17 protein-coding genes are annotated in these 15455 nt (G+C 30.7%); 13 read left to right on the forward strand and 4 right to left on the reverse strand.

Translation table 11 applies throughout. The features are described 5' to 3' along the window. Window positions 1-13: 13 nt before the first annotated feature. Window positions 14-514: a YtxH domain-containing protein gene (locus ACREVU_RS09675; RefSeq protein WP_431551383.1), complete on the reverse strand. Its 501-nt coding sequence runs from the start codon at window positions 512-514 to the stop codon at window positions 14-16. Window positions 515-692: 178 nt separating this feature from the next. Between ACREVU_RS09675 and ACREVU_RS09680 the strand changes: the two genes are divergently transcribed. Beyond that, on the forward strand, window positions 693-1424 hold the full coding sequence (locus ACREVU_RS09680; RefSeq protein WP_431551384.1) for a lysophospholipid acyltransferase family protein: 732 nt from the start codon (window positions 693-695) through the stop codon (window positions 1422-1424). A 207-nt stretch (window positions 1425-1631) separates the two neighbouring features. Here the strand turns inward: ACREVU_RS09680 and ACREVU_RS09685 are convergent, their stop codons facing one another. Together ACREVU_RS09685 and ACREVU_RS09690 are read right to left on the reverse strand one after the other, a co-directional pair. Continuing rightward, complete coding sequence (locus ACREVU_RS09685; protein ID WP_431551385.1) at window positions 1632-3239, reverse strand: Na/Pi cotransporter family protein; 1608 nt, start codon at window positions 3237-3239, stop codon at window positions 1632-1634. 169 nt (window positions 3240-3408) lie between these two features. After that, window positions 3409-3948 (reverse strand): ECF transporter S component, encoded by a 540-nt coding sequence (locus tag ACREVU_RS09690; RefSeq protein ID WP_431551386.1) that lies wholly within the window; start codon window positions 3946-3948, stop codon window positions 3409-3411. A 341-nt stretch (window positions 3949-4289) separates the two neighbouring features. On the opposite strand from ACREVU_RS09690, the gene hcp reads away from it, so the two are divergent. The 4 genes from hcp to ACREVU_RS09710 all read left to right on the forward strand — a co-directional run bounded on the left by hcp (window position 4290) and on the right by ACREVU_RS09710 (window position 8419). Further along, window positions 4290-5933: a hydroxylamine reductase gene (gene hcp, locus ACREVU_RS09695; RefSeq protein WP_431551387.1), complete on the forward strand. Its 1644-nt coding sequence runs from the start codon at window positions 4290-4292 to the stop codon at window positions 5931-5933. Between the two features lie 114 nt (window positions 5934-6047). Further along, window positions 6048-6206, forward strand: coding sequence for a hypothetical protein (locus tag ACREVU_RS09700; protein ID WP_431551388.1), 159 nt, complete (start codon window positions 6048-6050; stop codon window positions 6204-6206). A 502-nt stretch (window positions 6207-6708) separates the two neighbouring features. Then, window positions 6709-6969: an HPr family phosphocarrier protein gene (locus tag ACREVU_RS09705; RefSeq protein ID WP_431551389.1), complete on the forward strand. Its 261-nt coding sequence runs from the start codon at window positions 6709-6711 to the stop codon at window positions 6967-6969. 247 nt (window positions 6970-7216) lie between these two features. Further along, window positions 7217-8419, forward strand: coding sequence for a DNA polymerase Y family protein (locus ACREVU_RS09710; RefSeq protein ID WP_431551390.1), 1203 nt, complete (start codon window positions 7217-7219; stop codon window positions 8417-8419). Window positions 8420-8466: 47 nt separating this feature from the next. Here ACREVU_RS09710 and ACREVU_RS09715 read toward each other — a convergent pair whose 3' ends face one another. Then, window positions 8467-8802 (reverse strand): hypothetical protein, encoded by a 336-nt coding sequence (locus ACREVU_RS09715; protein ID WP_431551391.1) that lies wholly within the window; start codon window positions 8800-8802, stop codon window positions 8467-8469. 206 nt (window positions 8803-9008) lie between these two features. On the opposite strand from ACREVU_RS09715, the gene ACREVU_RS09720 reads away from it, so the two are divergent. The 8 genes from ACREVU_RS09720 to ACREVU_RS09755 all read left to right on the forward strand — a co-directional run bounded on the left by ACREVU_RS09720 (window position 9009) and on the right by ACREVU_RS09755 (window position 15432). After that, the gene (locus ACREVU_RS09720) at window positions 9009-9872 is read left to right on the forward strand and encodes a DUF6414 family protein (RefSeq protein ID WP_431551392.1); all 864 of its coding nucleotides are present in this window, start codon (window positions 9009-9011) and stop codon (window positions 9870-9872) included. Between the two features lie 99 nt (window positions 9873-9971). Continuing rightward, on the forward strand, window positions 9972-11327 hold the full coding sequence (locus ACREVU_RS09725) for a CCA tRNA nucleotidyltransferase (RefSeq protein ID WP_431551393.1): 1356 nt from the start codon (window positions 9972-9974) through the stop codon (window positions 11325-11327). A gap of 240 nt (window positions 11328-11567) precedes the next feature. Then, window positions 11568-11807, forward strand: coding sequence for a DUF1292 domain-containing protein (locus ACREVU_RS09730; RefSeq protein WP_431551394.1), 240 nt, complete (start codon window positions 11568-11570; stop codon window positions 11805-11807). 18 nt (window positions 11808-11825) lie between these two features. Next, entirely contained in the window at window positions 11826-12002 is a 177-nt protein-coding gene (locus ACREVU_RS09735; RefSeq protein WP_431551395.1) for a hypothetical protein, read from the forward strand. Between the two features lie 141 nt (window positions 12003-12143). Further along, window positions 12144-12773, forward strand: a complete 630-nt coding sequence (locus ACREVU_RS09740) for an HDIG domain-containing metalloprotein (RefSeq protein ID WP_431551396.1) — start codon at window positions 12144-12146, stop codon at window positions 12771-12773. 369 nt (window positions 12774-13142) lie between these two features. After that, the gene (locus ACREVU_RS09745; protein ID WP_431551418.1) at window positions 13143-14012 is read left to right on the forward strand and encodes a radical SAM protein; all 870 of its coding nucleotides are present in this window, start codon (window positions 13143-13145) and stop codon (window positions 14010-14012) included. Window positions 14013-14077: 65 nt separating this feature from the next. Continuing rightward, entirely contained in the window at window positions 14078-15067 is a 990-nt protein-coding gene (locus ACREVU_RS09750) for a biotin--[acetyl-CoA-carboxylase] ligase (RefSeq protein ID WP_431551397.1), read from the forward strand. 122 nt (window positions 15068-15189) lie between these two features. Then, window positions 15190-15432: a DUF1292 domain-containing protein gene (locus ACREVU_RS09755; protein WP_431551398.1), complete on the forward strand. Its 243-nt coding sequence runs from the start codon at window positions 15190-15192 to the stop codon at window positions 15430-15432. Window positions 15433-15455: the final 23 nt, after the last annotated feature.

Consider the following 15455-nt stretch of genomic DNA (forward strand, 5'->3'; position numbering starts at 1 on the left):
TTTTAGATTTTGATTATTTTTTAATCTCAACTTCAACTTGTCCCACAATTACTTCAGAATCATCTTTGTCAGTTTCAGCTATAACAGCATTTATTTCAGGCACAACTTTCGAAGCTTTTTTATCATTTAAATATTGAGTAACTTTAACTTTAGCATCTGACACATTATTCTTAGTATCTGCTACTTTACTACTCATAGCTTGTTTAAGTGCTGTACTCTTTTGTTTTATTTTAACTTTAGCATCTGATACATTATCTTTAGCATCGGAGACTGTATTATCAACATTTTGTTTAATTTCTATAGTTTTTTCTTTAATATTGTTTGTAAGCTCTTTTGATGTGTTAGCTATATCTTGCCTGTTTTCTTTACCAGATTTAGGGGAAAACAGTAAACCACCTAGTAAACCACTAACACTGCCAGCAGCTGTACCTATAAGCAATTTTTTTGCTGTATCAATTCTTAATTTTCTTTGTTTTTCTTTTTTTCTTTTTTCTATCCAGTTTGTAAATATCATATTATTTCCTCCTTAAAAGATAAAACTTCTTACCATAATCATATACTTTAAATGGTTAATGTCAACAGATATGAGAAAATGTAACGAAAACGTTACAAAATGTTACTGAAAGCGATAATTATTATAAAAACATATCAATTTTATGAGATATTTGATAAAATTATCGTAGGGGGGATATATGATAAAATTATTATGGTATATATATTTTTCAATATATTTGTGTATCTCATCTGTTATCTTTATTAAAATAAAATACTTAGCGTGGAAATCACCTAGGGAGGCTGAAATATATGCCTATAGGAGAGCACAAAAAATTTCAAGGCATGTGTTGAAGGTAACAAAGACTTGTATGAATGTTAGTGGTATTGAAAATATACCAGTGGAGCATTGTGTTTTTATATCAAATCATCAAGCTATTTTTGATGGATTCGCGTTGGTGGCTTATATTGATAAACCCTTTGGGTTTATTGCTAAGAAAGAAATAAAAAAGATACCGCTGATTAGTAGTTGGTTAAGATCAATTGGAACAATTTATATAAATAGGCAAAGTCCTAGAGAATCAATTAAAACTATTCAAGAAGCTGTAGAAAAGATAAATGGTGGGTGTTCTATGTTGATTTTCCCAGAGGGTACAAGAAGCCTAAATTCTAAAATGAATTCATTTAAAAAAGGCAGTATGAAACTGGCAACAAAATCTAGAACTTGTATAGTACCTATAACTATAGATGGTTCTTACAATGTATTGGAATCTTCAACAAAAGTAATGGGAAATGAAATAAATATGGTTATACATAAACCTATTTATGTTAATTCATTAAGTAAAGAGGAAGAGCGGGATTTAGCATCATATGTACAGAATATAATAGAGGATGAATTAAATAATATAGTATTAAAAAAGACTAGGGTTTAGTTTTACACGGTAAAGAAAGTATATATTACGTAAACTTCATTTGAGCAAGCTCTAGTAATTCTTAAATGATTTTAATGGGAGAGGCGTTAAGAAAAGTGCATGTTTGAGCGAGTTTGCACTTTTTAGCATCTTTCATTAAAATCAGTTTAGAATTACTTAGCGTAGCGAACAGAAGTTGTAGTAATATATACTTTCTTTTATTGAAATTTATTTAGAATTGACCACCATTTGTGCAATGTTATTTGAATGGTCTCCAACTCTTTCAAGATTAGTTAATAGCTCTAGATAAACAGAACCACCAGCTGGAGTACATTCAAATCTATTTAACCTAACTATATGTTCGTTTTTAAGTTGTTTTTCCATATCATCTATATTTTCTTCAACAGCCATGGCTTTACGAGCAGATTCTAAATCGGAATTCTCTAAAGCCATTATGGCATTATCCACACAATACTTCACGGTTTCAAACATATGTGCAAGATCAGTTATTGCTTTTTTAGAGAAAGTCAGGTTACCATCTACCTTTAATCTAGCAAGTTCACCTAAGTTTTCAGCATGATCTCCAATTCTCTCTATATCATTTACTACATGATATAATGATGTAATGATCTCAGATTGACGTTCAGATAGAGGTGTATTTGAAAGGGATACCATATAACCAGTTATTTCTCTTTCAAGAAAATTTATGGTAACTTCATGTTCAATAACTGAACTCATTAAATTTTCATCAGAATTTAGAAAGGCTTGCATTGCATTTGAAAGATTTTCAGAAGCAAGTTTTCCCATTCTGCTAAGCTCCTTGACCACTTGTCCAACTGCGATAGCAGGAGTTTCTAGTAACCGGATATCTAAGTATTCTAGTACAAGAGAAGATGATTTTTCATCATCGCCAGGAACTAATTTATTAACGATTTTAACTAAAACATTTATAAACCAAATTTGAATAAATACATTGGATAAATTAAATAATGTGTGAGCGTTGGCAATTTGTCTTTGAACATCTCCACCAAACATTGGAACAATTTTTAATATTGGTTTAAAAGCTAGCATAAACATTATCGTACCTGTGGTGTTAAAAATCAAATGTATAAGTGCAGCTCTTTTGGCATTTTTAGTTGTTCCTATACTTGCAAGTAAAGCAGTTGTACAAGTTCCAATATTATCTCCAAAAAGTATTGGAAGTGCAACACCAAGAGTGATACTGCTATTTGCAGCAAGTGCCATTAATATTCCAATAGTAGCACTACTACTTTGAATTGTTGCTGTCATTCCAAGCCCAACAAGAACTCCCATCAGTGGGTGTTTTCCTAGTACTAAAATAAGGTTTCTAAAGCTATCGAGTTCACTTAAAGGCCTCATAGCATTTTCCATCATTGACATACCTACAAATAATATGCCAAAACCTAAAATGATTTCGCCAATGTCTTTAGTTTTTTTCTTCTTACAAAACATAACTAAGGCGGAGCCTATTGCAAGAATAAAGGGTGCTATATCTGTAAGTTTAAAAGCTATAAGTTGAGCAGTCATTGTAGTACCAATGTTTGCTCCCATAATAACCCCAGCAGCTTGATATAAATTCATAAGTCCTGCATTTACAAAACCTACAGTCATTACTGTAGTAGCACTACTACTTTGAATAATTGCAGTAACCCCTGCACCAACAAGTACAGCGAAGAACCTATTGCTAGTTAAAATTTCTAGCATTCTTTTTAACTTTTCACCTGCAGCCTTTTGGAGACCATCCCCCATTAGCTTCATTCCATAAACGAATAGTCCGAGTCCACCTAAAAGTTGAAAAATCATCTTATAATCCATTTTAGCTCTCCTTCAAAAAAGAATATTCATATGTTCCTCATGTTTCCTATGAAATTTTATCATAGCAATGTTAAGTTGATGTTAAGTTTTTATGAATTATGTTAAAAGTTTTATGAATTTAGACATTATTTTTAACTAATATTACCATATGTTTAAGGTGATGTTAATTTTATGGAATGTAAACTTTTCGTTTTTTTAAAATTGCAATTAATATTAATGCAAAAGCTCCACCAATGAGCGCAGTTATAAGCTGAGGTATACCCATAGCAATAACTAGATTTTTCGCTATTTTTGCTGGTATATTTAGCTTGAATAAGGGAATAAGCTTTGATGCTGAAATTGATAAAAAAAGATATTTTACAAGTGCACCAATTATAATTCCTAGATATTTACCATATTTTCCTTTATTATTTAGAATTACAAAGCAGAGAACAAATAGTATGTTACCAATAATTATAAAAGGAATGAAGGGTGCTAAAGCACCAGCAAGTTGTCCAGTTAGCCAAGCAAGTATTGGAGTTAAAGAGCCCACGAGTACCCCATAAACACCTCCACAAATTGCAGCTGTGAGTATAAGAATTGCATTAACGGCTGGTCCAACAAAGAATTGGCTTATTTGACCTGTAGCTTTTCCTATTACCTGAAAAACTATAGCTAATGCAAGAAAGAGACTTGCTTTTACTAGTTTATTGATGTCTATACTTTTCATAATATTACCTTCTTTTTTATTATTTTAATATAACAATCATACCCTATTAATACAAAAGTTTCAATATGATGATGATTTAGTGGTGATAGTATTGCACATATAATATAGTAGGGTATATTACCTTATATAGATAGAAGTGCATGAAAATATATTATAAATTTATAATGCGTAACAATTGTTACCGACTTTCTATCTATACAAAACTATACTAAAGGTAGTTCAAAAATGCATGTCGAACTGTTTATGCCCCTATCAATTATTCTAAATAATAAATTTATAATATATGGAAGATAATTATATGAAATTATTGTCATTCCAAAAAAAATTTAGGAGGAATTATAATGAGTATGTTTTGTTATCAATGTCAAGAAGCTTCAAAAGGAACAGGTTGTACCGTAGGAGGAATGTGTGGTAAATCAGCTGATTTGGCTAATATGCAGGATTTATTAATTTTTGTTTTAAAAGGAATTTCTATTTACAGCACAAGTGCAAGGAAACTAGGAGTAGAAAATGAAGAGGTAAATAAATTCGTAGCAAATGCACTATTTATGACTATAACAAATGCTAATTTCGACAAAGCTAGATTTATAGAAACAATAACAAAAGCATTAGAACTACGCGCTGAAATTAAGGCAGAACTCGTAAATGCCGGTGGAGTAATAGATGGCAATTTACCTGAATGTGCAACATGGACAGGCAATACTTCAGAGTTTGAGAGTAAATCTATGAATGTTGGCGTACTTAAAACGGAAAATGAAGATGTAAGATCTTTAAGAGAATTAGTTATTTATGGTATCAAAGGAATAGCAGCTTATACTGAACATGGATATAATTTAGGATATGAGGATAATGCCATATATGCATATATGCAAAAGGGACTTTCTCAAACAACTAATGATAGCTTATCTGTTGATGAATTAGTGGCACTAGTACTTGAGTGTGGTAAATATGGTGTTGATGCTATGGCATTATTAGATAAAGCAAATACCACTACTTACGGAAATCCAGAAATTTCAAAAGTAAATATCGGAACTCGAAATAATCCAGGTATATTAATTAGTGGACATGATTTGAAGGATATGGAAGAATTATTGGAGCAAACACAGGGTACAGGAGTAGACGTTTATACTCATAGTGAAATGTTGCCAGCAAACTATTATCCAGCTTTCAAAAAATATACTAACCTTGTAGGTAACTACGGAAATGCATGGTGGAAGCAAGATTCAGAGTTTGAAAGCTTTAATGGACCAATACTAATGACAACAAACTGTATTACTCCTCCAAAAGCTTCTTATAAGGATAGAGTTTATACTACGGGAGCATCTGGATTTGTTGGCTTGAAGCATATCGCAGATAGGGAAGACGGAAAGGCAAAAGATTTTTCAGCTATAATTGAGCATGCTAAGAAATGTAGTTCTCCAATTGAAATTGAAAGAGGAGAAATAGTTGGAGGATTTGCTCATAATCAAGTAATAGCACTAGCTGATAAAGTTGTAGAGGCTGTTAAAACAGGCGCAATCAAAAGATTCTTTGTAATGGCTGGTTGTGATGGAAGAATGAAAAGTCGCGAATACTACACGCAGTTTGCAAAAGAATTACCAAATGATACAGTTATTTTAACTGCAGGTTGTGCAAAATATAGATACAATAAATTAGAGCTTGGAGATATTGGTGGAATTCCTAGAGTGCTAGATGCAGGTCAATGTAATGACTCATATTCATTAGTTGTTATAGCAATGAAGCTACAAGAAGTATTTGGACTTGCTGATATCAATGAATTACCAATAACATACAATATTGCATGGTACGAGCAAAAGGCTGTAATAGTATTATTAGCATTATTACACCTAGGAGTTAAAAATATTCATTTAGGACCTACATTACCAGCATTTTTATCTCCAAATGTTGTTAATGTATTAGTTGAAAACTTCGGAATTGCTCCTATTGGAACAGTAGAAGAGGATATAAAAATGTTTATGGCTTAAAGATTTTAAGAGCATCCTATATTTTAGGGTGCTCCTATTTTTAATTATATTCATAGCATAATAATTTTACATAATAATGAGTTTAAAGGGTAAAATAATTATGAGGTGATTTTAATGGATAAAGAATACACAAAAGATTCTAATAATATAATTTATGCGGATCTATCACAAATGGAAACGGAGAAATTAAAACAAGTTGAGAAAACCTTTAATAATGAATTTCAGTGTGATTATTACCTTATGGTGATGAAAAACCACAATATAAAATCCTGATAACCATCAGGATTTTATTTGTATTATTATAAATATTGCTGGAATTCTTTCATGAGATATAAAAAAATCCATATGAGAAAAGTCCCCTAAGTGAAATAAATATTTTATATTAGACAATATTACATATAATAATCATGGAAATATGAGGAATAAATAAAAAATTAAACCATATATCGTAAAAAATATGACAAATTATATCATAATATTTAATTTTTAAGAATATATTTAAAAAAATGCTTGAATAAGTTTAAAATGTATTTTAAACTATAGTAGAGGTAAAATTAATATGATACGGATTGTCAACTGTTAACTGTTAACTACCCTAATGGATAGTGGTTTTACACTTAAATTTGTAAAAGATAAAGCCAAGTCTAATTTAGGTGTGTTAGTGTTTACAGATAATAACAATGAAATAATATAATTTGTGTATTTAAGTTAGGAAATGTGGCTAAAAATAATGAAGTAATAGTAATAAAATTAAATAAATAGGGGTGTCAATATTATGATAGAAAAAAAAGCTATAGTCAAAAGTGAAAGTGGAATACATGCAAGACCAGCATTGTCAGTAGTTAAAGAAGCTTCTAAATTTAAATCAGAAGTGCTTATAGTGAAAGATGGCAATGAGTATAATGCTAAAAGTATAGTGGCTATAATGTGTATGGCGGCTGCTAAAGATGATGAAATAACAATAAAAGCCACTGGTGCTGATGAAGAAGCTGCGGCCGTTGCCATGGTAAAACTCATCCAAGAAGAACTTGCTTAATAAGAAGATAACAATTGTTAACCGTCAGCTACCCTAAAGGGATAGTGGTTTTATGCTTAAATTTATAAAACATAGTACATATTAATAAGTTTTATACTTAGGTATAAGGCTATAATAAAAAGCAACCTATTCACTATTAGTGAATAGGTTGCTTTTTTGTGTTCGCATTATATATAATATGTTTATATACAAAATATTTTTTATTGTGAATTATATAAAGACGAGATTATATAAAGGATGAGATTATATGAACAAATTTAATGAGAAACTTATATTTCATATAGATGTTAATTCAGCATTTCTTTCTTGGAGTGCTGCGGATAGACTTATGCAGGGAGAAAATATTGATTTAAGAGATATAGCCTCTGTAATAGGAGGGGATGAACAGTCACGTCGAGGGGTAGTCTTGGCAAAGTCTATGAGTGCTAAAAAAAATGGAGTAGTAACAGGAGAAAGTTTATTTACAGCAAGAAAGAAATGTAGAGATCTTGTAGTAGTCTCACCTGACTTTATCTTATATGAAAGATGTAGCAGAAGTATGAGGGATATTTTTAGTGATTACACACCTTATGTGGAGAAGTTTTCTATAGATGAATGCTTTTTAGATGTAACAAGTTATAATACTTCAAGAGAAGCTGCATTACTACTAGCCTTGGATATTAAAGATAGGATAAAGTCAGAATTAGGATTTACAGTTAATATTGGCATGTCAGATGTTAAACTGCTGGCTAAGATGGCATCTGATTTCGAAAAGCCTGATAAAATACATACACTTTTTAAAAATGAAATAGAAAAGAAGTTATGGAATCTGACCGTTGGAGAGCTTTTTATGGTTGGCAAGAAAACTGTTCCTAGGCTTAACAATTTAAATATATTTACTATAGGAGATCTAGCACAGTATGATGTTTCTATTTTAAAGTATCACTTTAAAAGTAGTGGGATCACCATGTGGAAATATGCAAATGGTATAGATAATTCAGAAGTTAAATACAATAAATATGAGCTTAAGGGAATAAGTAATTCAACTACATTATCAGAGAATATTAAAAGTAGAAATGAAGCTTATAAAATATTACTAAAGTTGGTAGAGCATACAGCAACTAGATTAAGAGATATAAAAAAGTGCTGTTATTGCATTTGCGTAACTATAAGAAATCAAGAATTTAATGATTCTTCTAGAAGTAGGACCTTAAACAATGCTTCGAATTCAACGCAGGAAATATTAGAGACAGTAAAAAAATTATTTGATGAATTATGGAAGGGGGAACCAATAAGACTTCTAGGAGTTTCTCTTACTAATTTATGTGAGGATAATTTTAAACAATTATCAATTTTTGATGTTGGTAGTGCACATGATGAAAAGCAAAGGTCAATAGATAAAACCATAGATAGTCTTCGGCATAGGTATGGGGAAACTTCAGTTGTGAAATCAGTATTGCTAAAAAAATAACCAGTCAATAGGCTAGTTATTTTTTAAAATTGTTAAATATAAAACAATTATAATTTTTCATACATGCATAAGTCATCTTTTAATGAAGTTACTACATATGCCTTATGATTATCACCGAAAGCATTTACATACTCCTCAATAATTAAGCTGTGATCAATCGCTTTGTTTCTGAAATATAAATTCTTCCCAGTGATTATTTTTTCTGATAGTGTATCATCTTGCCCATCATAAATGTCATTTTTGTTACGTGCACAATAGGTTATCAGTGTATCACCTAGTGATTCTATAGACCAATAATAAGTATCTCTTTCATTTAAAACAAGGACGTTAGAAATAATATTCTCTGGCACACCAAATTTTTGCAAAAAAATTTTTAATTCCATATTTGTTTCCTCCTTAAATTATTCTTAATAGGTATGATTATATAATAACATAAAATCAATATGTAAACCAATGTATATGATGGTAGCTTATAGAAAGATATAGTAATAGTAGAATTATTTAAAGCCATTGTTCTAAATTAAAAAAAAATAATGTAAACTAGAAATGAAGTGTTATTTGAGATGATTTACTGGGGGTATAAATAAATATGGATAATAGAGCATTAATACCACTATACCTTAATGGAGATTTAATAAATAATTTATATACCATTGTAATCCAGGAATTTGCTGAAATTAAAAGTGAAAGTACCAGAAAGATGCTAACGGTTACTACCAGTACTCCATTGTATGAACTTACTTGTGGTAAAATAATGCAAGGGGACTTAAATGTTCAATTACTTAATGAGTTCACCTCTCAAAAAATTGAGGAAAGAGTTTCAATTGTAATAACAATTTTATCAAGATTAAAAAACATACTAAACCAGCAAAGTATGTTAAAGATTATAAACAATGAGAGTGATGTAAATAATATAAAAGAATTTGATTTTGTTCAGTTTACAGGTCAATTGTATAAAAATCCAGTTATAGAATATATAGAAGATATAACTAGGGTTATGGAAATGCAACTGGCATTTTCACCAGAAAGTTTAGAAAATGGTGATGAAAGTAAGGAACATACAGTTAAGAGGCAGGTTCTACAAGTACTGAAAGCGGATATGGAAAATTGCAAAAGAGAAAAATGTTTGAAATTCATTAGCAGTAGTATTGGTGAAACCAATACAAAAGTTGTAGTTCCCTTAGAGATAAAATATATGGCAGATAATTTAGATTATATTGAAGGTGCTAAAATAACTGTGCTTGGTAAAGTTATAAGGATTTCAAAGGAAAACGAAAACAATAGTAATTGTTTGCTTAGCGGCACATATTTTGATTATTTAGACCAGGAATATTTTCAAGAATTTAAAAATAGATTTTTAAAAAATACAAAATTAATAAGAGATTATGATAATAATCAACTAGAAATAAATGAACCTATTATTGAAATTATACCTATAGCAATGTATATTTAATATTAGGAAAGTTGAAATAAATATTAAACTTATATATTGGAGGCATGAATTGGCATTTATTTTTATGCGGTGCGTAGTAAAAGAAGAAGGGTGATTGCAATGAGTATTAAAAACATGGAAATGTATATACCGAAAAATGTAAAAATAATTTTAGATTGTATAAAAGATAATGGATATGAAGCTTTTATAGTTGGTGGAAGTGTACGTGATTGTTTAATTGGAACAACCCTGCCCAAGGACTATGATATAACTACTAATGCATTACCTGAAGAGATTGTTAGACTTTTTGATAAGACAGTTCCTACAGGCATAGAACACGGAACTGTAACTGTTATGATCGATGGAGATGGATACGAAGTTACAACTTACAGATTAGATGGTAAGTACTTGGATAGCAGAAGACCAGAGAGTGTTACATTTGTTCTAAATTTAAAAGAAGATCTAGCTAGAAGAGACTTTACAATAAATGCACTAGCTTTTAATGAGGAGCAAGGTCTTATTGATTATTTTGGTGGTATGGAAGATTTAAAAAATAAAACAATTAGAGCAGTAGGCGAGCCGAATAAAAGGTTTCAAGAAGATGCTCTAAGAATGCTCAGAGCTATTCGTTTTGCAGCATCCTTAGACTTTTATATAGAAGAAAAAACACTAGAGGCTATAAAATCAAATTCTTACCTTATACTAAATGTAAGTAATGAAAGAATTAGAGATGAACTATGTAAGATGATCATAGGTAACAATACTACAAAAGCATTAACAACACTTAAGGATACTAAGCTATTAGAATTTATACTGCCGGAACTTCAAGTGGCCGTAGGATTTAATCAGCAGAATCCTCATCATGATAAAGATATATTTGAACACACCTTAGCCGTTGTGGAAAACTGTCCACCAAAGCTTAATGTGAGAGTAGCAGCATTATTACACGACGTAGCTAAACCAAATTGTTTTACTGTTGATAATAAAGGTATAGGACATTTTTATGGTCATGATAAAAAAGGTGTTAAAATATCCAAGCAAATACTTAAGAGGCTTAAATTCGACAATCAAAGCATAAATAAAATTAGCACTTTAGTAAATGAACATATGAATGTACTTCCAAAGCCAACAGATGCTTCTGTAAAGCACCTTATTAATAGGGTGGGTATAAATTTAGTACCTGACCTCTTTGCTTTACAAAGGGCAGATGCGCTAGGCTCACGTTTTTCAGAAATTCGTTTAGTAGAAATCGAAAAAATGGAAGAAATTGCAATGGCTATTTTAGAATCTAAAGTTCCACTAGCTATAAAAGACCTTGAGATAAACGGTGAAGATATAATTAGTAAATTATCGCTTAAGCCAGGGAAAGAAATAGGGATTATGCTAAAATTCCTTTTAGATAAAGTTTTAGAAAATCCTGAATTAAATATTAAAGAAAAACTTTTAGATATAATTTCTTGTGAATATAAGAAATGAAAAGTCACACCTTTCTTTTAAAGGTTTGGTGTCACTTTTTTATAATTTAGTCCACTTTATGAGAACTTCTGTGTATAATTTGTAAATTTAACTTGAAAAAAATTTGCGCTGAGTTATTATAAAAATTTGGTATAAAACTTTCATTTAGGCACAATCTAATAAAGGTATATGAAAATAAATAGATGCTTTTTAAAGATTTATTGTTTATATGACTAAGCCTAAGTTAAAGGAGAAATGAATATGAAAGCTAATGAAACAATTACTGTAGTAAATGAATATGGAAAGAAAGTAGATTTGGAATTGATTGATGCAATTAAAATGGATGGAAATGAATATGTTATAGTTGGTCCTAAGGATTCAGATGAGGCTTATGCTTATAGGTCAGTTGTAAAAAATGGTGAGACAGAATACTCATCCATAGGCCTTGGAGCTGAGTTTAAAAAGGTGTTAGACAAGTATAATGAGCACCAAGACCAATAATTGGTAGGAGGTTTTTATATGAAAAATCGTGAAGAGGCTCACAAGGAAAATCTACGTGATTATATTAAAAAAGATACAAAATCGCAAAATGCACATTCTAAAAATCAAATAATTCAATCGGTGGAAGAAAGTGCAATTAATGAAAGTGTTTTTGAAACTAAAAAAAGTGAGTATGGTGGAGTTAAGTCAGAATAGTTAATACGTATAGCAAAACAAAGGAGGCAGATGTTTATTATCTAAAATATGATAATAAACATCTGTTATTTTGTTATAATGAAATAATAGAAGAATACATAAACACATAAATATTAATAATAAAAAGAAGGGAACTAAAATATGAAAAAAATGTTTGAACAATTTGAAAATCATCTAATGGAAGATGAGAAGCCTTCGACATATTTCAATAATATAATAAATGATGACAGCATCTTTAATGACTACCCATATACATTATTAAGGGCATTAGTAGACACTAATCAATCTCCAGAACATCATCCAGAAGGAAATGTATGGATTCATACAATGCTGGTGGTAGATAATGCAGCAAAGGTAAAAGGGTTAAGTGAAAATCCAAGAGCATTTATGTGGGGTGCATTATTACATGATTTAGGGAAAGCCCCTACAACAAAAATCCGTAAGGGAAAAATAACATCTTATGGCCATGACACAATGGGTGCAGAGCTTTGTAGAAAATTTCTTGAGAAATTTACACAGGACGAGGAATTTATTAAGCGGGTTACATCTTTAGTTAGGTGGCATATGCAAACTCTCTTTGTAATGAAAGATCTACCTTTTGGGGATGTTAAAAGCATGTCAAAGGAAATTTCTATTAGTGAAATTGCCATGTTATCACAGTGTGATAGACTGGGTAGGGCTGAGCTTAGTGAGGAAAAAATCAAAGAGGAAAAGGAAAATATCAAAGCTTTTGTTCGAAAGTGTGAAGAAGAGTTATCGCTATTAAAATGAGGTATTAAGTAAGAGTATATATTGTTACAGCTGCATTCGCTTCGCTAAGTAATTCTACAATTTATTTTATTTATAGTTGCTAAAAACCGCAAACTCGCTAGCGCTCAAACATGCGGTTTTCTTCACGCAACCATAAATAAAATAAATTGTGAATTACTAAGGCTTGCTCAAATGCAGCTTACACAATATATACTCTTACTATATAAACTCAAATTTTAAAAGCTACTAGGATGTATGTTTAAAGTTCTAATTTTCTATAAAAACATATGGTATACTTATAGGGTATTCAATGAAAGGTATTCACGTAGTACAAAAGAACTCATGGCCTGCGGTCATGAGGGGGTTAGATAGATGGAGATGATGATTAGGGTGAGATATGAAGGGGTAGTATATAGACCGCCTAGTGAGGCAAAGAGTCTTATACTACAAGCTACTATAGGTTGTTCACATAATGGGTGTACTTTTTGTGGAATGTACAAAGAAAAGAAGTTTAGGATACGTGATTTAAAAGATATTATGGAAGATTTAGAATGTGCTAGTTTAACCTATGGAAAAGTTAAAAAAGTGTTTCTTGCAGATGGAGATGCTCTAGTGCTTGAAACTAGTAAATTGAAATCTATTTTATTAAAAATAAGAGAATTATTTCCGGAATGCGTGCGAGTGGGAATATATTCTACTCCTAAGGATATTTTAAGGAAATCAATAGAGGAACTTAGGCAGCTCAAGAATTTGGGTATTGGCATTGTGTATCTAGGAGTTGAATCTGGGAGTGATGAAATATTAAAAGGCATAAATAAGGGAATAACTACGAGCGAGATGCTTATGGCAGGGCGAAAGGTTAAAGAGAGCGGGATAAAGTTATCTACGACTCTTATCTCAGGAATAGGTGGTAGGTCAAAAACAAGTGAGCATGCAATAGAATCTGCTAAACTTATAAGTGCTATAAACCCGGATTATATAGGCTTTTTAACATTGATGTTAGAGATTGGAACCCCATTATATGAAGAGGCGCAGAAGTCTATTTTTCATATATTAACTCCAAAGCAAATAATGTATGAGTTAAAAGAATTCATAGAAAATGTAGAAGTTACCAACTGTATGTTTAGAAGCAATCATGCTTCTAATTATATTGCGCTTTCGGGAACATTGCCACAAGATAAGAATTTGTTATTAAAAGACATTAATTTCGCACTGAAAGGCGCGCATGAGTATAAGAAAGAAGATTATAGACAATTATAGATAAATATAAAATATACAGACTATCTTTTTTAGAACCTTATAAAACAAAAGAGGGTGTGGATCATATGAAAGGGAAAATTCTTAAGTTACTTAAGGAAAGTGGAAGTGAGTTTGTATCTGGTCAAAAGATCAGTGAAAAGCTAGGAGTTAGTCGTGCTGCCATATGGAAATACATAAATATAATCAAAGAGGATGGCTATGAAATTGAAGCAATTTCAAGAAAGGGCTACAGAATAATATCCTCACCAGATATACTTACCTTTGAAGAAATTAAAGACTATCTAAGTACTGAGTACATAGGTAAAAATTTGATATACAACGATTCTATAGGTTCAACTAATTCAAAGGCTAAGGAATTAGCAGAGGGTGGAGAAAAGCACGGTACAGTTATAATAAGTGAAGAACAAACTACAGGACGTGGAAGGCTGGGGAGGAATTGGGTATCTCCTAAATATAAGGGCATATGGATGTCAATAATACTTAGGCCCAATATAATTACAGAGAACATATCGCAAATAACATTACTTGGAGCAGCGGCTGTTCAAAAGGCTATTATGAAAATGGGTATTAAAACAAGTATTAAGTGGCCTAATGATATAGTACTTAATAATAGAAAAATTTGTGGCATACTAACAGAAATGAGTGGAGAAATAGATCATATTAATTACCTAGTTATGGGAATTGGTATTAATGTGAACTTGGATGAAGAAGATATACCAATGGATCTAAAAGAAGTTGCCACTTCACTTTTAGTGGAGAGTGGAAAACATATTGATAGAAAGATTTTACTTGCTAACGTATTAAACAGTTTTGAGGAATTATATAGTGATTTTGTGGGAAATGGAAATATAAAAGAAACTATAGATATTTGTAGAAAAAACTCTATACTTATAGGAAAAGAAATTCAATTAATTAACAGAGGAAAAATAGCAACAGTTAAGGCAATAGATATAAGTGATAGTGGAGAATTAGTTATTGAAAATCCTAAGGGAGTGCTAGAATATATTGTTTCAGGGGAAGTCTCTATAAGAGGAATGTATGGATATGGGAAATAAAAATATTAGTATACTTGAAAAATGATTAAGCTTAAAATATACTTAAAATCTATGTTTTCATATAGACATAGTAGCCTTATTAAAGGTATAATATTATTATTAAGGTTGAAAGGAGAATGTTTATGGAAGAAAATAAAATTATATCAATGATGGACGAAGATGGAGAAAAGGTTGATTTTGAATTAGTTGAAATCATTGAATTAGAAGAAATTAAATATGCTTTATTAGCTCCTATAGGAGAGGAAGAGGATGCTTTCGTCTATAAAATCGAAACCGTAGAGGGCAAAGAGCAATATATTGCAGTAGAAGATGAAGAAGAATTTGAAAGAGTATTAGAAGAATATGAATCAACTTTCGATGAATAAATAATATGGCAATAAATAATATA

It is taken from the genome of Clostridium sp. (genome assembly GCF_050717535.1).
Taxonomy (GTDB): Bacteria; Bacillota; Clostridia; order Clostridiales; family Clostridiaceae; genus Clostridium_AD.